The organism is Nocardia sp. NPDC051750 (assembly GCF_044453135.1).
Lineage (GTDB): Bacteria > Actinomycetota > Actinomycetes > Mycobacteriales > Mycobacteriaceae > Nocardia.
This window is the reverse complement of record NZ_JBITCK010000010.1, coordinates 36,716-55,544: the sequence shown is the minus strand read 5'-3', so window position 1 is coordinate 55,544 and position 18,829 is coordinate 36,716. Positions and strand designations below refer to the sequence as shown.

At 66.7% G+C, this 18,829-nt stretch carries 20 protein-coding genes and 1 pseudogene; 8 read left to right on the top strand and 13 right to left on the bottom strand.

The features are described 5' to 3' along the window. Positions 1–341: 341 nt before the first annotated feature. Complete coding sequence (locus ACIA75_RS35200) at positions 342–1,250, bottom strand: oxidoreductase (RefSeq protein WP_397111406.1); 909 nt, start codon at positions 1,248–1,250, stop codon at positions 342–344. Between the two features lie 95 nt (positions 1,251–1,345). On the opposite strand from ACIA75_RS35200, the gene ACIA75_RS35195 reads away from it, so the two are divergent. Continuing rightward, positions 1,346–1,972: a TetR family transcriptional regulator gene (locus ACIA75_RS35195; protein ID WP_397111405.1), complete on the top strand. Its 627-nt coding sequence runs from the start codon at positions 1,346–1,348 to the stop codon at positions 1,970–1,972. A 107-nt stretch (positions 1,973–2,079) separates the two neighbouring features. On the opposite strand, the gene ACIA75_RS35190 is transcribed toward ACIA75_RS35195, so the two are convergent. After that, complete coding sequence (locus tag ACIA75_RS35190) at positions 2,080–2,721, bottom strand: TetR/AcrR family transcriptional regulator (protein ID WP_397111404.1); 642 nt, start codon at positions 2,719–2,721, stop codon at positions 2,080–2,082. Positions 2,722–2,858: 137 nt separating this feature from the next. On the opposite strand from ACIA75_RS35190, the gene ACIA75_RS35185 reads away from it, so the two are divergent. The 3 genes and pseudogenes from ACIA75_RS35185 (at position 2,859) to ACIA75_RS35175 (ending at position 5,317) form a co-directional block, all read left to right on the top strand. Then, complete coding sequence (locus ACIA75_RS35185) at positions 2,859–3,593, top strand: SDR family NAD(P)-dependent oxidoreductase (protein ID WP_397111403.1); 735 nt, start codon at positions 2,859–2,861, stop codon at positions 3,591–3,593. A 99-nt stretch (positions 3,594–3,692) separates the two neighbouring features. After that, a pseudogene (locus tag ACIA75_RS35180) lies at positions 3,693–4,328 on the top strand (NADPH-dependent F420 reductase); the annotation flags it as partial. Positions 4,329–4,564: 236 nt separating this feature from the next. Then, positions 4,565–5,317, top strand: coding sequence for a phosphotransferase (locus ACIA75_RS35175; RefSeq protein ID WP_397111402.1), 753 nt, complete (start codon positions 4,565–4,567; stop codon positions 5,315–5,317). A 137-nt stretch (positions 5,318–5,454) separates the two neighbouring features. Here the strand turns inward: ACIA75_RS35175 and ACIA75_RS35170 are convergent, their stop codons facing one another. Next, positions 5,455–6,627 (bottom strand): protein kinase family protein, encoded by a 1,173-nt coding sequence (locus tag ACIA75_RS35170; RefSeq protein ID WP_397111401.1) that lies wholly within the window; start codon positions 6,625–6,627, stop codon positions 5,455–5,457. A 311-nt stretch (positions 6,628–6,938) separates the two neighbouring features. Between ACIA75_RS35170 and ACIA75_RS35165 the strand changes: the two genes are divergently transcribed. After that, positions 6,939–7,802: an alpha/beta fold hydrolase gene (locus tag ACIA75_RS35165; RefSeq protein WP_397111400.1), complete on the top strand. Its 864-nt coding sequence runs from the start codon at positions 6,939–6,941 to the stop codon at positions 7,800–7,802. A 30-nt stretch (positions 7,803–7,832) separates the two neighbouring features. On the opposite strand, the gene ACIA75_RS35160 is transcribed toward ACIA75_RS35165, so the two are convergent. The 7 genes from ACIA75_RS35160 to ACIA75_RS35130 all read right to left on the bottom strand — a co-directional run bounded on the left by ACIA75_RS35160 (position 7,833) and on the right by ACIA75_RS35130 (position 12,551). Further along, entirely contained in the window at positions 7,833–7,955 is a 123-nt protein-coding gene (locus tag ACIA75_RS35160; RefSeq protein WP_397111399.1) for a hypothetical protein, read from the bottom strand. A gap of 22 nt (positions 7,956–7,977) precedes the next feature. Further along, complete coding sequence (locus tag ACIA75_RS35155) at positions 7,978–8,874, bottom strand: aminoglycoside phosphotransferase family protein (RefSeq protein WP_397111398.1); 897 nt, start codon at positions 8,872–8,874, stop codon at positions 7,978–7,980. Positions 8,875–8,946: 72 nt separating this feature from the next. Further along, the gene (locus tag ACIA75_RS35150; RefSeq protein WP_397111397.1) at positions 8,947–9,306 is read right to left on the bottom strand and encodes an ADP-ribosylation/crystallin J1; all 360 of its coding nucleotides are present in this window, start codon (positions 9,304–9,306) and stop codon (positions 8,947–8,949) included. A gap of 100 nt (positions 9,307–9,406) precedes the next feature. Then, positions 9,407–9,769: a GFA family protein gene (locus ACIA75_RS35145; protein WP_397111396.1), complete on the bottom strand. Its 363-nt coding sequence runs from the start codon at positions 9,767–9,769 to the stop codon at positions 9,407–9,409. 76 nt (positions 9,770–9,845) lie between these two features. Continuing rightward, positions 9,846–10,643 (bottom strand): MerR family transcriptional regulator, encoded by a 798-nt coding sequence (locus ACIA75_RS35140; RefSeq protein WP_397111395.1) that lies wholly within the window; start codon positions 10,641–10,643, stop codon positions 9,846–9,848. Positions 10,644–10,657: 14 nt separating this feature from the next. Then, positions 10,658–11,920, bottom strand: a complete 1,263-nt coding sequence (locus tag ACIA75_RS35135) for a serine hydrolase domain-containing protein (protein ID WP_397111394.1) — start codon at positions 11,918–11,920, stop codon at positions 10,658–10,660. Positions 11,921–12,227: 307 nt separating this feature from the next. Further along, positions 12,228–12,551, bottom strand: a complete 324-nt coding sequence (locus tag ACIA75_RS35130) for a hypothetical protein (RefSeq protein ID WP_397111393.1) — start codon at positions 12,549–12,551, stop codon at positions 12,228–12,230. Positions 12,552–13,193: 642 nt separating this feature from the next. Between ACIA75_RS35130 and ACIA75_RS35125 the strand changes: the two genes are divergently transcribed. Further along, entirely contained in the window at positions 13,194–14,243 is a 1,050-nt protein-coding gene (locus ACIA75_RS35125) for a zinc-binding dehydrogenase (RefSeq protein WP_397111392.1), read from the top strand. A 25-nt stretch (positions 14,244–14,268) separates the two neighbouring features. On the opposite strand, the gene ACIA75_RS35120 is transcribed toward ACIA75_RS35125, so the two are convergent. Both ACIA75_RS35120 and ACIA75_RS35115 read right to left on the bottom strand, forming a co-directional pair. After that, a complete protein-coding gene (locus tag ACIA75_RS35120) occupies positions 14,269–14,802 on the bottom strand; it encodes a hypothetical protein (protein ID WP_397111391.1) in 534 nt (177 codons plus the stop codon). Positions 14,803–14,996: 194 nt separating this feature from the next. After that, positions 14,997–15,359: a hypothetical protein gene (locus ACIA75_RS35115; protein ID WP_397111390.1), complete on the bottom strand. Its 363-nt coding sequence runs from the start codon at positions 15,357–15,359 to the stop codon at positions 14,997–14,999. A 198-nt stretch (positions 15,360–15,557) separates the two neighbouring features. On the opposite strand from ACIA75_RS35115, the gene ACIA75_RS35110 reads away from it, so the two are divergent. Beyond that, complete coding sequence (locus ACIA75_RS35110) at positions 15,558–16,799, top strand: MFS transporter (protein ID WP_397111389.1); 1,242 nt, start codon at positions 15,558–15,560, stop codon at positions 16,797–16,799. 187 nt (positions 16,800–16,986) lie between these two features. Here the strand turns inward: ACIA75_RS35110 and ACIA75_RS35105 are convergent, their stop codons facing one another. Then, positions 16,987–17,424 (bottom strand): DUF6069 family protein, encoded by a 438-nt coding sequence (locus ACIA75_RS35105; RefSeq protein WP_397111422.1) that lies wholly within the window; start codon positions 17,422–17,424, stop codon positions 16,987–16,989. A 250-nt stretch (positions 17,425–17,674) separates the two neighbouring features. Here ACIA75_RS35105 and ACIA75_RS35100 point away from each other — a divergent pair, with 250 nt between their 5' ends. After that, the gene (locus ACIA75_RS35100) at positions 17,675–18,820 is read left to right on the top strand and encodes an NADH:flavin oxidoreductase (protein WP_397111388.1); all 1,146 of its coding nucleotides are present in this window, start codon (positions 17,675–17,677) and stop codon (positions 18,818–18,820) included. Positions 18,821–18,829: the final 9 nt, after the last annotated feature.

The window sequence follows — 18,829 nt, the reverse complement described above, 5'->3', positions numbered from 1 at the left end:
GCCGGGTGATCCGTGCGAGGCCGGACCAACCACGCGTTGCAGTGGCTCGACCTGTGCGGGATCGCCAGTCGTTCGATGCGCAGTTCGGTGTCGAGATGGGCCGCGTCCTGGTAGGCCTGCGACAGCCGGCCGTACAGAGAGCGCTTGGCGGCGTTGTCGTGGTTGTAGGCCATCTGGGCGGCGACCAGTGCTGCCGCTGCCCACCGGTAGCAGTTGACCGCCGTCTCGCTATTGCCGTGTCCGGCAGCGGCCGTGGCGCGGCGCACCCCAGCACCCGTTCGCGGACCTCGTCCGCGCCGTGTACGCCGATATCGCCGGGTGAGCGCGGTCGTCAGCAATGGTCAGGGTTTGAAGGTTACTTCGGTGAGTCGTTCGCTGTCGGCCCACAGTCGCGCGCCCAGTTCGGTGTTGTCGGCGCCTTTCGGGAGTTTGGCGGGCTCGGGGGTCCCGGAGGTCTGGTCGCGTCCGGCCGGGCCGATGAATTCTCCACTGGTGACGTCGGGGCTGGTGGCGGCGTAGAGCGAGGGCCAGGCGGCGCCGGCGGGAGAACCCATCAGCAGGCGCGCTGCGAGTGGAGTGAACAGGCGCGTCAGCGGTTCGGTGCCGTGTTGCTGGAGGCCGGTCATCGCCGAGCCGGGGTGAATGACGAAAGCCTCGACGGGTGTGTGGGCGGCGCGGCGGGCGAGTTCGAGGGTGTAGACGATATTGGCGCGCTTGGACTTTGCGTACGCGGTCATGCCGCGGTAGCTGTTTTCACTCATCAGGTCATCGAGCTTGCCCATGGGCCAGCGCGCGGCGATCGCGCTGACGGTGACGACGCGAGCCGCGGCCGAGCGGCGCACGGCGGGCCAGGCCTGGGCGTTGAAGGCGAAGTGGCCGAGGTGGTTGGTACCCACGGTCATCTCGAACCCGTCGCGGGTGGTCAGGCGGGTGGGCAGGTTCATCACCCCGGCGTTGTTGAACAACAGGTCGATGGTCTCGGTTTCCGCGATCCGCTGGGCCGCGCTGCGCACCGAGGCGAGATCGGACAGATCCAGGAGCAGGGTGCCGGTCTCGGCCCGCGGCGCCGCGGCGTGCACGAGACCGACCGCCTCGTCGAGCTTGGCCTGATCGCGACCGGCCAGGATGACCCGCGCGCCGCGGGTCGCCAGGACGCGGGCCGTCTCCAGACCGATACCACTGTTACCGCCGGTGATCAGGGCGGTGCGGCCGGTCTGATCAGGAATGTCGTCCGGTGTCCAATACGTCATGCAGACCGCACCTCCTTGTTGAATGAATGTTCATTAGAACCCTGCGGTGTCGCGATCGCTTTGTCAAATGAACGTTCAATAACTAGCCTGGCGGTGTGCGCACCAGGAATCCCGAAGCGAAACGGCAGCTGTTGTTCGACGCCGCTCTGGCCGAATTCGCCGAGTTCGGCTTGGCCGGAGCGCGCATCGACCGGCTGGCCAAGCGCGCGGGAATCAGCGCGGGCCTGGTGTATTCGTTCTACAAGGGCAAAGACGAACTGTTCGACGGCGTCTTCGACATGATCGTGGATACGACGGTCGCGACCGTGCCGCTGGACGCGGACCGGCTGCCGGAGTACGCGGGTCAGCTGTACGACGCCGGACTGGCCAATCCCCAGGTGATGCGGTACCTGATGTGGTACCACCTGCTGCGCGGCGAGTCCGCCCAGCGCGCATCGGTGGCCGAGTCGATGCGCGCGAAGGTCGAGGCGATCGAACAGGCTCAACAACGCGGGACGGTGACCACGGCACAGCCCGCCGCACACATCCTGGCCTTGGTGCTGACAATCGCGAACATGTGGCACCAACCGAAGGAAGACATCGCGCGATTGGTGCCCGAATCCCAACGCCGCAGCATCGTGCTGGACGCGGTCACAACCCTGGTCTCACCCACCGGTACCCGACCCGTTGCCGCCCCATTCCCACCGGGCGAATCTCCCTTTGCGACACGACATCCGGGCTGACCAAGCCTTGTCGTCATCGCGGGGCCGTAGCCACAGGTAACCGATGCGACGCGCCCCGCGGCAGGCAGTCGATCAGTCCCCCACCATGACGAGGCGTGATCAGGCCGTCATCGACCTTCCACCGGAACGGGAGCCGACCCAGCGGCTCCACGGTCATCGCCGGGCCGCCGTGGAGACGACGCGGGAATGGCGTTGTCGATAAGGACGGCGGCGATGGCGGCGGCGGTGGAGAAGGATTCGCGGTTGAGGACTCGGGTGCGGGCCGCGGCGCCGTCGAGGAGCAGCGCCAGTTGTTCGCCGAGCTGTTCAGGGTCGATGGCGCCGGCTTCGTGGGCGGTTTCGGTGAGTCGCGCGGCAATGGCGGTCTTGTAGTCGCGTGCGTACTGCGATGCGGGGTGCTCGGGATCGTGGAGTTCGACGGCCGCGGCGATATACGGGCACAGGGGCGTGGACGCGGGTATCTCGAAGGCGGCGAGGAGTCGTCCGCGGGGTGTGAGGTCTGTGCGGTCGAAGACTCCCGGCATGACGTCGGGATCGAATCGGCGCAGGTATTCGGCGACGAGTTCATCCTTGCTGGGGAAGTGCTGGTAGGCCGTGCGTTTGGACACCTGGGCTGCGGCGCAGAGTTGGTCCATGCCGGTGCGGTTGATGCCCTGATCGCGGAACAGCTGCTGCGAAGCGCCGAGGATGCGCTCGCGTGCGCCCCTGCCGCGGCGTCGGCCCTGGGGGCCCTTCTCCAACTCCGTCATACCTGCAGTGTATCCCGATGGTACCGATCGGTGTACATAGCTTGTGCCCTGGCGAACTATCGGATACGTTAAGTACACAGTTCGGTTTATATAAGTATCGAACAGCTTCGGATACCCATCAATCCAATGGAGTGATCATGGGAAAGCTCGATGGCAAGGTAGCGGTGATCACCGGCGGATCCACCGGCATGGCACTGGCCGGCGCCAAACTGTTCGTCGAGGAAGGAGCGCACGTCTTCATCCAGGCCCGGCGGCAGGAAGCACTGGATGACGCCGTCGAACTGATCGGCCGCAACGTCACCGCGGTCCAGGGTGATGCGGCCGAACTCGACGACCTGGACCGCCTGTACGACACCGTCGAACGAGAAAAGGGCTCGATCGATGTGCTCTGGGCCAGCGCCGGGATGGGCGAACCCGCCGTCCTCGGCGAGATCACCGAGGAACAGTTCCACCGCGCCTTCTCGCTCAACGCGCGCGGCACCCTGTTCACCGTGCAGAAGGCACTGCCGCTGATGAACGACAACGGCTCGATCTTCATGACCGGATCCAACGCCTCCCTCGGCGCCTTCCCCGGCTGGAGCCTCTACGCGGGAAGCAAAGCCGTCCACCAGGCCTGGGCCCGCGTCTGGCTCAACGAACTGCGCGACCGCAAGATCCGGGTCAACGTCCTGACCCCCGGCCAGGTCGCCACCGCCAAACAGGAAGAACTGTTCGACGAGGCAACCAAGACCGCATTCGAGTCCCTCATCCCCCGCGGAACGATGGGCCGCCCCGAAGAAATAGCCACCGTCGCCCTGTTCCTCGCCTCCGACGACTCCAGCTATGTCAACGGCCTGGAACTGGTCACCGACGGCGGCACCACCGCCGTCTGAACCACACACGAAGTCCGCGCAACACCTCCTTCGTCGACTACATGCACGGCGGCATACCCCGGCACGAACCAGACAGAGCGACACCTCGCGAACAGGAAGAGAGCACACCTCATGAGCAGCATTACCCTCATCGGTACGGGAAATATGGCCCGCACCATCGGCATACGCGCAGTGGCGGGCGGCAACACCGTCGAGATCATGGGACGCGATCAGTCCAAGGCCGATGACCTGGCCGAGGCTCTGGGCGGCGGCGCGACGACGGGCAAGTGGGGCGCCGTCCCGGCCGGGGACATCGTCATCACGGCCCTGCTGTACGACGGTGTCGTTCCGGTCGTCGCCGAGTACGGAGACGCCCTCGCGGGCAAGGTCATCGTCGACATCAGCAACCCGTTCAACGCCGCCTTCGACGGACTGGCCCACAGCGAGGCGACCTCGATCGCGCAGGAAGTGGCCGAGGTGGCCCCGGCCGGCACCAGCGTGGTGAAGGCATTCAACACCATCTTCCGCAATGTCCTGGAGAATGGCCGGCCCGACGTCTTCATCGCCGGCGACAATGCGCAGGCCAAGGCGGGCGTGGCGGCATTCATCGAGAGCCTCGGGCTGCGCCCGCTGGATGTCGGCGGCCTGAAAATGGCGCACTGGCTGGAAGGAATGGGCCTGGTCACGGTGGGCCTCGCCGGCAACGGGGTCGGCCACTGGGACTTCGCCCTCGGCGTCGACGAATTCACCGGCTGAGCCCCGGTCCGAGCAGCCGGCGAACAGGACGCCGTGCGCCCGACAATGACTGCGCGTCTCGCACTACCTGCGCGAGGGACCATCACCATCATGACGACGAGTTGTCGTCCGGCAGATCTCACGCATTGTGCCCGTAACGGAGCGGGATGCCAGGGCGTGCACGATGATCGAAACGCCTGTCACCGGACGGGGTGAAGACGGTGACGTCGGCTATAGCCCCCGCAATAATGGCCGGCGTGGAAAAGCAAGGGGTGGAGGTTGTCGTCGCCCATCATGAGCGCGCGACGCTGCGGGTGGGCGATGTGTTCCTGAAGATCGACACCGATCAGGCACGCACCGAGGTCGAAATCGACGCAATGGAGAGGGCGCCGATCCCGACTCCTGAGATCCTGTGGCACCGACCGCCCGTACTCGCACTCGCCGCCCTCCCGGGCGCGGCGCTCGGCCGCCTCGGCGAGCCGTCGACCGCATCACCGGCAGCGTGGGCCGCGGCGGGCGCCGCCGTACGGGTACTGCATGACGCACCGCTGCCGCCGCGGTCCGGTCGCGGCATCGACGAGTTGGCCACGGAACTCGACACCGAATGCGCGTGGCTCGCCACGAACGGCGTTCTTCCCACCGACGTGATCACCCGCAACCGCCGGATCGCCGAGGCCGCACTCCGGCCCTGGACACCGGTATTCACCCACGGCGACCTGCAGGTTGCCCATGTGTTCGTCGATGGCGACGAGGTCACCGGCGTGCTCGACTGGTCCGAGGCAGCCCAGGGTGACGCCTTGTACGACCTCGCCACCTTGACGCTCGGACACCCCGAGCACCTCGGCGAGGTCGTCGCCGGCTACGACACCGAGGTCGACCTCGACATGATCCGCGCATGGTGGTCGTTACGAAGCCTGCGGGGAGTCCGCTGGCTGGTCGAACACGGCTTCGACCCGAACTCGCCGGGCTGCGAGGCCGACATATTGAGAAACCAGGCGATGCGAGCCTGACCCGCAGCAGGACGAGAGCTGAGAAGGTTCTGCTCGCGTTGCTGGTGCGCGCTGCGTTGTCGCTGAGAGCATGACCACCTCCAGAGCGAGGTCCGGGGGATAGAGAAATCCGCCGAGCCCACCCGCTTCCGGGGCCGTCACACAGGCTGAACGAGCACCGCGTCCGGGCCGCCCAGCAGGCGGCGGATCTCCTCGTCCGGATACGGGGTGCTCCGGTTCGTTTGCTGGAACGCCCGGATGAACCCGGACATCGCGTCAGCGGTCGGCGCGTGCCGGGTGAGGACCGTGGCGGCCGCCTCAGGAATGCCCTCCGGCAGCTTGCCGGCGGCGAAGTCGCGCACCATCGTGGCGCTCGCCTCCCGGCCTTCCCGCCGGAGCCCATAGAGGGATTTGACCAGCCAGAACACCAGATAAGTGGCGGTGTAGCCGCGGTCGTAGCTCTGGTTGCGGTCGAAGAACGCGGTCTCCTCCGGCGAGAGGTCGAACCCGGAGGAGAGCGCGAGTCCGTAGTCGCCGAAGTAGAGGCGTCGGCCGTCGGTCAGGATGTTCCCGAAGTGCGCGTCTAGGTGCAGCAGCCCACGGCTGTTCATGAACGCGACGCCGGCGGCCAGTTCCCGCTCCGCCATGACGCAGGCCTGATCGGTGGCCTCGTCGCCCGCCTCGATCCGGTCGTTCAGCCACTCGTGCAGGTTCTGCGGGATGTATTCCAGGAACAGCGCTATGCTCGCAGAAGCGTCCCGGAGAGCCTCGATCCGGTGGCGTACCTGCGGTCGGCCGTCCCAGTAGGCGACGGCGTGATCGATGTCGGCGAGCTCCTCCGGCAGCGGCGTCGTATCCGGCAATACTCGCCAGTGGTACATCAGCGGGAAACCCTCGTACTCGGCGGCGAGCACCCAGTTCGTCGTCATCGTGTGCACGGCGAGCTCGCGCCAAGCCCCGAAACCCGGCCCGCCGATGAGACCGACGCCGTATTGGCAGAAGAGCGGCAGCTCGAACAGGTTCGCCGTGGACCGGACGTGCTCGGGCTGCCGTTCCAGGTCGGTAAGAGGTACTCGCTTCACGAAGACCGGAATTCCGGCGACCTCCAACAGCGCCGACTTCCCGCCGATACCGGCGCCGATCGGCACGGCCGCGTCCACGAGCTCGCACAACGCGTGATCGCTGTGCAGGGCCAGGGCCGTGGACACGTCACTGTGGGCGTGTAGTCGTGCCCGGCGCGACATGTCGCGGGCCGTCGCCGTATCACGGGGTATCGCCGCGTCAGGTGAACAGGACATCACCGCGTCGGGGGAGCTCGCTGCGGTCTCCATGTGAGCGCCGACCTCGATTCAGTCATGGCCGGGCGGTCGTGCCGGCGGTCTCCGAGAGGGCATGCGGTCGGTCCGAGCGCCGGCCGCAATCCGGTTGCGGGACACCGACGATACTCTCGACGCCATCGCGCGTCCGGCGACGAGTGGCGTCGCCGGATCATCGCCTGGAGTACTCGGTCAGGTTCGCAGGGGACCGGCAGCACTCCGGGGAACAGTGCTGACAACATTTCTCGCGATCTCGGCTGCACCGATGACTTTCGGGTGACCCTGTCGTCGATATCTCTGGATACCCGACAGACAGGAGCCCAGGCATGACAAGACCGGTTCGATCGGGCACGACCTCGGTGCGGGTGAACGGTATCGATCTCGCTATCGAGAGCTTCGGCCGCGCGGACGATCCGCTGGTCCTGCTGGCCGGTGGCACAACGATGTTGTCCTGGCCCGACGCGCTGTGCGAGCGGCTCGCGGCGGGCGGGCGGCGTGTGGTCCGCTACGACCTGCGTGACTCCGGCGCATCGACGACCCTCGACCCGGAGAATCCGGCCTACAACCTGCGGGATCTCGCCGCCGACGCGGCCGCGCTGGTCGAAGCGCTCGGCACCGGGACCGCCCACCTCGGCGGGGTCGGCGTCGGCGGGATGGTCGCTCAGGTCGCCGCGCTGGACCACCCGGAGGTGTTCTCCGCACTGACCCTCGTCGGCACCCGGCCGGTGGCGCCGGGCCCGGTCGACGAGGACCTGCCCGACCATGACCGCGCGATCATGGGCGCGCTGTTCGCCCGCCCCCAACCGGACTGGACCGACCGAGACGCTGTCGCGGCGTTCGCGGCCGAAGGCGCCGAGCCGATGGGCAACGATCCACAACAGGCCCGGGAGACGGCGGGCCGGATCTGGGACCGGACACCGTCGAGCGACCCCGCGGTGCACCAGGCCAACCAGCTCGGGATGGTGTTCTCCCGGATCGACTGCGCCCCGCGCTGGCGGGAGCGGCTCGGTGAGCTCGACGTGCCCACACTCGTGGTGCACGGTCGCGCCGACCCGTTCTTCCCGGTCGGCAACGGCAAGGTCCTCGCCGCCGAAATCCCCGGGGCGCAACTACTCATCCTCGATGACATGGGTACCGCTCTGCGCCCCGCCGCAGCCGACCGGATCGCTGCCGCCATGCTTGCCCGGTGACCGGTCGCATTCGGCCCGGGTATCGGCTCGTTACTCCGCGGACCCGGCCAGCCGGCGCTCCCGTTCGACCACCCGATCGATCAGATTCTGCCCGCTGGTGATCGCGGTGACGATCTGGTGGCCCCTCCTCGAACCGGAGATACCGATGCTCACGAGAGCAGATTCTCCCCGTCCATCACAGGCCCTTCAGTACACGCTCGAGTGCCGCCCGGCCCACAGGACCCCAATGCGGCTTACCGCCGGGGAGGCGTCGATCTCCGTTCTGCCCCATGAGCATCAGGAAGAGGCTCTTCATAGCGGCCAGCCCGCGGGCGCGCCGGATCGCCGCCTCGTCTGCGTATGCGTACGTGTCGAAGAAACGTGCGGCCGTGCCCGCGGGCAGCAGTACCCATGCGGCGGCGAGGTCCCACGCCGGATCGCCGGCGAACAGGTCACCGAAGTCGACGATGCCCGAGAGCGTTCCGTCCGAGACGACGACGTTCGCGGGATGGAGGTCGCCGTGCACCCACACCGGTGGGCCCTCCCATGCGGGGGCGGCCACGGCATCGTCCCAAACCGCCCGGACGCCGGCAGCGACATCGTCAGGAGCAACGGCCCGGAAGAAGTGCTCGAAGCCGCCCGCGCTGTCCCGGGGATGGGCGCCGCGGTCCGTAGCGATCGGCGCCTCGGCGGGCGCCGCCACATGGAGCGCCCGGAGGAAGCCCGCCAGAGTGTCCGCCGCATGGGCGTCGCGGGTGATCGCGCTGTGGTCCAGCGGCCGGCCGGGAACCCACGTCATCACGGTCCAGTGTTTGGGAAAGCGCTCGGACGGTTCGCCGGATCGCACCGGGAGCGGAACCGGGAGCGGCAGGTGCGGGGCCAGCACCGGTAGCCACCGCCGCTCCTTCAGCTGGAGCTCCGGGGTGCGGTCCATGCGTTGCATGCGGACGGCCAACTCGTCCCCGAGGCGCCACATCTGGTTGCCCCAGCCACCCGCCACCTCGCGGATGGACAGGCCGGCAAGGTCTGGGTGTTGCTCTTGCAGCAGGTCGCGGACCAGATCAGCGGTTATCTCGATCTCGGTGCCGGTCATGCGAAGTCATAGTACTGAGGCAGCGTGCGGAGTCGAGCTTTGCGACGGGCTCCGGAGTTCGCGGCGATCCACTCACCTGAATTCGTGCACGACCTCGATCGGGCCGACCAGGTGAGCGTTGAATTCGTCGAGTTCCTCGGCCGGAACCCACAATTCCAGGATGGTTCTGCCACCGGCTTGCTGGACCGGGTATCGCTGGACGAATTCCGAATCGACGCGAAAGCGCGTTACGTAGCCGACTCCGCTGTGTGGGACGTTCCACTCTCGAGCGATCTTGATCGCGTACTCCTCGTTGAGGACGGGGTAGAAGATCGGCTGCTCGGGAAGGCGGGGTGGCCATGCACGCCAACCGGATTGCCGGACGAGTTCCAACTCCTCCGGACCGGTCGGCCGCCACAGCAGAGTGGTCGGCGTCTCCTCGTTCTGAACCACCGTGCACCTCTCCACACTCAGCTGACCGGATCGTTCCGCCGGCGTTGCACCATACCGGGCAGGCCGGTTTCACTGCTTCGCGATTTCGACGGATATCGCGTCACTTCAGCGGCGCCATCCACGGGACTGCGTTGTGGGCAAAGCTCTGCTTCACCGGCGCCAGACCGGCATGATCATCCAACGCCGTGATGGTAACCCCCACCAAGCCGGCTTCATCCCCCTTGGACGCCACCGAGGAACCGCACTCCGGGCAGAACCCGCGGTAGATCTGCGGGAAGGTCTCGAACCAGGTCGGTTCCCCGCCCGGACCGATCCACGCGAATCCGTCCTCCGGGAATGACACCCATGACATCACCGGGGCGCCGGAAAGCCTCTGACAGTGTTCGCACGAGCACAGGTGCGGAAAGTCCGGGTCGCCGGGCGCGGAGAACCGGATATTGCCGCAGAGACAGCCGCCGTTCACATCGCTCCTTCGTACCGAACACCATGACGTTTCGTCAAAGCCGCGCGCTGTTGACCAGCGGAAGAGTAACGGTTCCCTATACCTGCTGTCGTAATTCGATGGCGCCAGGGATACGAACGCCGGCGGATCGGAGCTTGGTTTCCAACAGCGCGAGTGCCCGGGCGGCGGCTGATCCTTGCTCTTCGCCGTGGTGGGCGATCAGCTGGTAGCGGGTCGCGGCCTCGGTGCGGGCCTGCAGACCGGTCACGATTTTCAGATGGGCGGGGTTGGCCAGGTAGTGGTCGGCCATCGCCGTGGCGAGCTCGTCGATGCGGGGGTCGTCCGGTTCCCATGCCGCGGCCTGAGCGGCGCGTTGGATCAAAGCGACGTAGCGGGGATCGTCCAGGGCTTGTTCGAGGTCGGTGATGTAGTCGTCGAAACCTTCTGGGACCAGAGCTCTGGCCAGCACCCAGCCCTCCCTGGCGGTGGCCACCTCGTCGGCGGGAAAACCGAGGCCGGGCATGCGCTGCAGCAGCGCCACCGCCCGGTCCCCCAGCAGCGCACGGTCACCGTCGGCGAGCCGGCGCAGGGTGTCGCGCCGCGCGATCAACTCTTCGATCCGTGCGGTGAGCCGCTGGTCGGCGGCGGTGAGCGCGACGGCGAACGAGGTGACGTCGGCATCGAGCATGGGCCCGATCTCGGCCAGCGGCACCCCGGCCGCGGCCAGCGTCCGGACCTGCACCAGCCGCAACAACCCGGCCGATCCGTATCGCCGGAAGCCGGAACTGTCACGTTCGGGCTCGGCGACCAGGCCGAGCTTGTGGTAGTGCCGCACTGTTTTCACGGTGACGCCGACGAATGCCGCCGCCTGCCCGATCGTGACTCCGTTCCTCATCCGGTCAGCCTTCCTCATCGGAGGAATACGTGGGTGAGAAGCTTTTGCTGTGCGTTCTGGAACGGCACGCCGATGGACATGACGGAGTCGTCCACACAGGTCAGCGAGGCGGTCATGGTCTTGGCTCCGTCGGGGGTGCTGTACATCAACGTCGCGTAACCTGCGTGGCCGCCGTTGTGCGTGATGACGATGCCGGCATCGGGACCCAGGTCCCGCACGAACACCCCGAGGCCGTAGTCCATGGCCGGGATCCCCGTCGGATGCGGTGTGCACATCTGGGCCAGCAGCTCGGCCGGCAGTAGTTCACCGCTCAGCAGTGCGGAGATGAATGTGTGCAGATCTCGGGTGGTCGAGATCATGTCACCGCCGCAGGGGTTCCAGGAGGGGTTGTGGCGGGTGACGTCGACGATCTTTTCCTCGCCGTTCTCCTCATACCGGTAGTAGGCGTGGGCGTGCGGCTCGGGAATCTCCGAGGATGTCTCCGGCGCCACGGTTCCCGACAGCCCGAGCGGGTCCAGGATCCGCCGGCGCACCTCCTCGGCAAAGGACCGGCCGGCGACCTTCTCGATCAGCAGCCGCGCCAGCACATAGTTGGTGTTGGAATAGCTCCAGCCCGCCCCCGGCGCGAAACGCGCCCGCTTGGACAGTGCCAGCGCCACCAGCTCCTGCGGTCGGTAGGTCTCGAACCGGTGTTCCACCCATTCCTTGCCCAAAGGCGTACCCGGCGCGGGGATCCCGAGTACCACCGACCCATCCTCGTAGAGCTCGCCGGTGAAGTTGAACACCCCGCTGGTGTGCTGCAGCAGCATCCGCACCGTGATCCGCTCGTCCAGACCGAACTCGGGCAGGTAGTCCGCCGCCGGGGTGTCGAGCCCGATCCGGCCCTCGGCCACGAGTTGCAGTACCAGCGTTGCGGTGAAGGTCTTGGTATTGCTGGCAATCCGGACGTGCCCGTCGATCGGCGGCTTCGCGGTCCCGCCCAGCTCGGCCGTCCCGGCGCTGCCGGCCCACTCGCCCCGCTCGTCGTTCACGCGCAGCGACACCCCGACGAACCCGGACTCCACGATCTCCTCGATCACCTGCTGCAACTCCGGGCGATCCTGCCCAGCAACGGTACTCGGTACGACGGCCTCGCGGCGTGCTCCGGCGGCGTCGAAAGCGACAGCTGCCTTGCGGGCGATCCCGGCCGTTACAGTGCCGGGCTCGTCCGGCTCGAGCCGGTCGGTTCCGGGGACCACGAGGATAGTGCTGTCTTCGGCGGAAGAGGTGGATGACATGGCAGGTGCTCCTCGAAATCGGTGTTGTCCCGGTCGGCTTCGTGCCGCTGCGACGAGCGTCCACCCTGACCCAAGGTCAACTGCAACCGTGGCCTAAGTCACGGTTGCAGTCATCAGGCTTGCGAAAGCACGCGCGCTGCAACCGGAACCGAAACCACCCCCGCACCCTCCGACATCGCCACTGGTCGACGGCCACCCGAACCGTTGCGTGCCATACGCCGCCTCACTACGTAACCGGGCGGGCGAGACCGAAATCCGATTACGGCAAGCAGACGGCCCGGGCGGCCGAGGAAGGAATGGTGCCCGGTCAGCCGTCTACGTTGCTCACGGCCGACACGCCGCACCGGCCGAACTCGTGACTACTCTTCTCGTCGGGGGCGAGCCTGGTCGTCCAATTACCGCACCCGTTCTCCGCCGGATAGACCGTGACGCCCTGCGTCGAATTACAGCGATTGTGGAAATACACCGTGGTATGCATGATGCCCGCCTCATATGAGTAGGCAATGCAATCGTCTACGCCTCTTTCCGCCGACGCCGTGCCGGTCGCGAGACCGAGACCGGCCGACGCAAAGGCCGCAACCGCAACAATTTTCGAAACGAATGGTTTCCACATAAAACCTTCATTTGACACGGTAACGATCGTGCGGGCTCGCAATAGATCTTGTCAACCGGAGTCTCGATACGTAACATCCACAGCCACCACAGACCGGCTACGAAACAGCCTGCGCGATATACCCGAATTACAAGCCGTGTTCACGAGAACACCCTACTGAACCCGTGCGCCGCCCCGGTTGCAACCCTTGCACCGGCAAGATTCATGGCCTGCAGCATCCCACGAGCCAACAACTCGGAGAGATTCGAACGGACCTCATGAAATTGTTTGCAGGATCCCGTAACTGGGTACCTCGCCATTGCGAGGTCCGTTCATTCCGCCGATTCCCGGGTAAGCGGCCCGTCGACCTCAGCACGAAATATATTTCCACCGAACAACAATTACAGTATTCGAGAACACCGACATGCACGAGACATTCATGTCGAAAGGTAATGTTCTCGCGTCCTCGAACTCGATCAGCCACCGCTTCTGTCCGACCATCTGATCGATCAAACCTCACCGAGCCGCTCGTCCGATCGAACTGCCAATACTCTTGCCCCTTCTCCGATGCTCGCAGAATGGGCGCGAGGCCGAGCCCGCTCATCCCTCGTGGCGCAACTCCCGCGCACGACCTAGCCTGGAGTGGGTTCACAGATCGGTATACCGACAGGAGGTTGAGGAATGGCGACAGCCGAGACCATGCGTGCGGTGCGGATCGCGCGCCACGGCGGTCCCGAGGTTCTGGAACCCGTGGACGTGGCCGTGCCCACCCCGGAAGCCGGTGAGGTGCTGGTCCGGGTGAGCGCCGTAGCCCTGAACAACACCGACCTCTGGACCCGCGAGGGTGCGTACGGCCGCCCGGGCGACCCGCGGGCGCGGTCGGGGTGGCGCGGCCCGATCGACTTCCCCCGCATCCAAGGAGCCGATATCGCGGGCCGGATCGCGGCGGTAGGGCCGGAGGTGGATGAACGGCTCGTCGGTCGCCGTGTGGTCGTGGACCCGGCGATCTACGACAGCGAAGGGCCGGACGCGAACCCGGTGGGTTTGATGGGAAGCGAACGCGACGGCGGTTACGCCGAATATGTGACAGCGCCCGCCGAACATGCGCACGACGTGACGGAATCCGCGCTGACCGACGATCAGCTCGCGAGTCTGCCGACCGCTTACGGTACCGCGCTCGGCATGATCGAACGGGGCCGGATGCGGAAGGGGGAGACCGTTCTGGTCTCGGGAGCGTCGGGCGGTGTCGGCCTCGCGCTGGTGCAGATCGCCCGCGCGCGGGGCGCACGCGTTGTCGCCATCAGCAGCGGATCCAAGAGCGAGCCGGTGCGTGCGGCGGGCGCGGACGAAGTGGTCGACCGCGCCGGCGATATCGCCGAGCAGGTCCGTGCCGCCGCACCGGAGGGTATCGACGTGGTGCTCGACGTCGTCGCCGGCGATCTCGTGGGTGCGGGACTGCCGTTGCTACGCGAGGGTGGACGGTGGGTCGTCGCCGGCGCACTCGGCGGCTACGACGTACATTTCGACGTGCGGCGGCTCTACCTGCACAACGCGCAACTGATCGGCTCCGCGATGCACACCCCCACCCACTTCCGCCTCCTCATGGACCTGGCCGTGCGCGCCGAGATCCACCCGGTCGTCGCCGCGACCTACCCGCTGGAGCAGGCGGCCCCGGCGCAAGAACAACTCGCGCGCCGGGAGTATGTCGGCAAGATCGTCCTGCACCCTTGAATTCTGTTGGTGCGGTGCGGTGCGGTCAGGGAACGAACACCTCCGTCGTTGCCGGAACGCCCGGGCGATCGGTACGCACCGTGAGCGCGACCCGCCCCGGGCCCGAATCCACGTGCACATAGAACGGCCGCGAACTCGTGTTGCCCGCGGGGATGAAATGGCTCACCGAACCGCTCCGGCCGGTATCGAGATTTCGCCAGTCGACGATCGCCGTGACATCACAAGCCAGGACGGTCGGGGCCCAATTGCCCAGCGGGGAGAAGCCCTGCGTGATCCGCAGTTCTATGGAATGGGCAGTCCCCGGGAAGGTGTTGTACTGAGACAGAGGGCCGTCGTAGGCGACTCCGGCGGCACTCAGCATGCCGACGCAGACACCGTTGCCCAGCGTCCATGCCGGGGCCGTCCGGAACTCCGTCTTGGCGCACGTCCGGGGCCCGACATTCGACACCCCGAGCTGGCAGGGATCAGCGGCGCCGGCGACACCAGGCGCTGTCACGGCCATTGCCGCACCGACAAGTCCGGTGGCTGCGGTCATGGCCAACTTCCGTGCGATTGTCATGCACCGATGATCGTGCATCGCCTCGCAACTATTACAGTCGAACCGCCGAGCACCTACGAGTTTCGAGCGAGTAGGACCCTGAGCGGCGACGGTCGCTCGGAAGGGTGGCGCCGGGCAGCACCGACATCCGCTCTGCCTGACCTCCTTCGGCCGAACTCGAAGATCTCCTGATCGACAACGGCGCCTTGCGCGGGCTACCAGGTACCCAGGTTCTTCACATTCCACGTCAGCCGGATCTGAGGTTTGGTTTGCAATACGAGAGGCTCGTTCGTGTCACCCGGGAACCAGAGCCGCAGACCTTCGTAGTCGGACGGGCCTCGGTCTACGCTCAGCCGCTCCCACCGGCGAAGACGGCCCAGGAAAGTATGTTCATGCCCGCCTGCGTAGAGGCTGAGGTATGCCTCGCCGGCCGTTGGGTCGAGCGAGAACGAGACGGCCTGAGACCCTCGGGTGAGCCGGAACGAATGCAGTCCGACGGGCCATTCGAGATCATCGAACTCTCGTGTCGGCTCGTCCTCGAAGAGCCAGATGAGATCGACGAGGTCGGGAATCTCCATGCGCCGACGGTAGCGAATGCGCGCGGCCTGCCCTTCCGAAAGGCAACTCGCTCGGGTGGTTCCGTCTGTGAATCGACGCAGTCGTCACTGCGGCTCTCGCATTCCCCGACCCGCCGGCGGTCCACCGCTTCGCTCGGGCGACGGTGATGTCGCGATCCCGCCAGCGCCAGGACCTGCCACTTCATAGCGTCGGTCGCTGTGAATACCGATCCCGCCACAGGACCACACGCCGACCATCGATTGACCGGTTCCGTCGTACTGTTTCTATCGCTCGCCGCCGCACTCGGCACCGCCACGATCTATCCGCTACAACCCGCGATTGCGGATGTGGCGGACTCCCTGGGCGCACAGATCGCTGCCGTCGGGCTCGCGCTCGCGTGCGGGCCCGCCGGGTACATGGCGGGCCTCGGCCTGCTCGTGCCGCTGGTGGACCGCTTCCCGCCCGGCCGAGTTCTCGCGCTCCAGTTCGCCGTCTTGTCAGGCGCTTTGGCGCTGTGCGCAGCTGTGGACAACGTGTGGACATTAGGCCTGGCGACCGGCGTAGTCGGAGCGTGCTCGGCGGTGGGAGCGGGCCTCAGCTCCGTGGCAGGCCGATTCGCGGCACCGGGTCGGCGCGCGACGATCCTGGGCATCGTGACCGCCGGAATATCGGCGGGGATCCTCGCCGGCCGGATCGCCGGTGGCCGGCTGGCCGAGGAGATCGGCTGGCGTGGAGTGCTTCTCGTATTCGCCGTGGCTTGTGCCGTACTCGCTGTCTCCTGCGCTGTGGTGCTGCCGGCCGCGCGGAGCGCAGGCGAACGTGGCTATATCGAAACTCTGCGCTCGATTCCCGGGCTGTTCGTGCGGTACACCGAACTCAGGGGCGCGGCGATATGCGGCGCGTTATGGTTCTTCGCGTTCTGCGCGGTGTGGGCCGGGCTCGCGGTCGCCCTCTCGAAGCCGCCGTTCTCGTATTCCGCGGAGCAGATCGGCCTGTATGCGGTGGCCGGGCTCTCGGGCATCCTGGCGACCCGGGTAGCCGGAGACCGGACCGACCGGGTGGGCTCCACACGGGTGATTCTGGCGGGACTGGCGCTGGCCGGAGTCGCCGCCGCCATCGTGGGGTTCGCACTCTCCGACACCCTGGTGACGCTGGTCTGCCTGGCTCTTTTCGACGCGGGTCTTTTCGCTGCACAGGTGGCGAATCAGAGCACCGTGCTCTCGATCGACCCGGCGGCGCCGGCACGGTTCAACAGCGCGTACATGCTCGTGTACTTCGCCGGCGGAAGTCTCGGTTCCGCCGCCGGCGCGGCAGCCGTCGATTGGTTCGGCTGGGCGGCAACGGCTTCGCTCGGCACGGCAGCCATCGGCATCGCCGCCGTCATCGTCGTGATCACCTCTCGCGGCGCGGCTGCACACCGTCGATCACCGACCGGTACCTCGACGATCCCCATATCTTGAGTACTCGGAGACCTCGGAACCGAACCCACAGATCCAGGCCGAACGACGGCCGGCGATCACCGGGTTCCGGACATGGGGGGCAAGGAATCGTCCGAGCGTGCGCTGTTCGGCAATCGAGGTCTGACCTTGCCGGAAAGACGGGTAGGGCCCGCATCCAACGGATGCAGGCCCTGCTCGTCCGCTCATGTCACCCTTCGAGCAGCTTGCGGCGCAACCCCTCGGTGGCGACGACCAGGGCGGGGACCAGCGTCAGGTGCGTGATCGACAGCGCGATCGTGGACGCGGTGTCGAAGTCGGCACCCACGGTCATGGCGATGGTGGCGACGGCGAGCACCGAGCCGATCACCGCGGCGACGCGCAGTACTCCGATCCATTTGTAGGACAGCAGCACCGCCGCACCGAGGCCGATCAGCATCGGGACCACGGTCAGCATGATGATTCCGCCAGGGGCGACACTCTGCACCTGACCCGCATCGGTCATTTCGAACGTGCCACCGGCGGCCATGCCGATCAGCCAGACGACGAGATTGGCCAGGACGGCGGCGGCGATCGCGCCGAAGAGAGCGACGGGACGATTCAGTGCGGGGATACGGGCGGCGGCGATAGTGGTCGCGGTGCTCATGATGATCTCCTGAAGCTGTGAAGTTCGTATGAGACCATCCTGAAACCTCAACAAATATTTAGGTCAATGTCAGTGTGGTGCAGATCACTCCAATGGCACGCACCGGGTGACACCGCTTCGAGGCCTACACACGACAGCTACGCCGGATCGGGTTCGCCCGGCGAGTTGATGCGCCGCCGGAGTGAGAGCTGCCCCGTGGATTGCCGAGGCCGGCGACGGAAGTCACAGCACGGAATAGCCGTCGAACCGGCCGATGTTGCACCGGCTTGTGACCGAGACATCGCAGCCCGTGGACGCCCTGTTCGAACCGTTCGATGTGAAATCACTGCACCTGCGCAATCGATTCGCGATGGCGCCCATGACTCGCGCGTTCTCGCCGGACGGGATCCCCACCCGGGAGGTCGCCGAATACTACCGGCGCCGTGCCGCGGGTGGTGTCGGCCTGATCATCACCGAGGGCACCTATATCCCCGACCCGGCCGCCGGGCCCGAAGCCGCGGTGCCGCGCCACTACGGGGAGCAGAGCCTGGCCGGCTGGAAAGCGGTTGTCGACGCCGTGCACGGCGAAGGTGGGCAGATCATCCCACAGCTGTGGCATCTCGGCGTCAGCCGCGGTGACAAGCCCGAGCTGAATCCCGAGGTCCAATCCGTCAGCCCGTCCGGGCTCGGCCTCGACGGCACCGCGGCCGGTCGCGCACTGACCGCGGCCGATCTCGACACGTTGCGTGATGCCTGGGTCAACGCGGCCGTCAACGCGAAGGCCACCGGCTTCGACGGCATCGAACTGCACGGCGCGCACGGCTATCTACTCGACCAATTCCTCTGGGAACGAACGAATCTCCGCTCCGACCACTACGGCGGCACGCTCGAGGCCCGCGTCCGCTTTCCGGCCGAGGTCGTCGCCGCGATCCGCGAGGCCGTCGGCCCCGACCTCGCGATCGTGTATCGGTACTCGCAGTGGAAATCCAACGACTACAAGGCCCGCATCGCGGCGACACCCGACGAACTCGCCCGCGTGCTCACGCCGCTCGTCCAGGCAGGTGTCGACGTTCTGCACCCGTCCACCCGCCGGCACTGGGAACCGGCCTTCCCCGAATTGCCCGGCACAGACGGTGAATTGGGGCTCGCCGGTTGGACCAAGAAGATCACCGGGCTGCCGACGATCACCGTCGGCTCCGTCGGTCTCGACAAGGTGTTCACCACCGCCTTCAGCGGTAAGGGAGATTCGAACGTCGCCGGTATCGATCGGCTGCTGAAACAGCATGCCGAGGGCGAATTCGATCTCGTCGCGGTCGGCCGCGCCCTGCTCGCCGACCCCGAGTGGGTCCGGAAGCTTCGCGAGGGGCGAACCGATGAGCACATCGCCTTCCGGCAGGAGCACCAGAAAACCCTGACGTAGCAGGTTCGC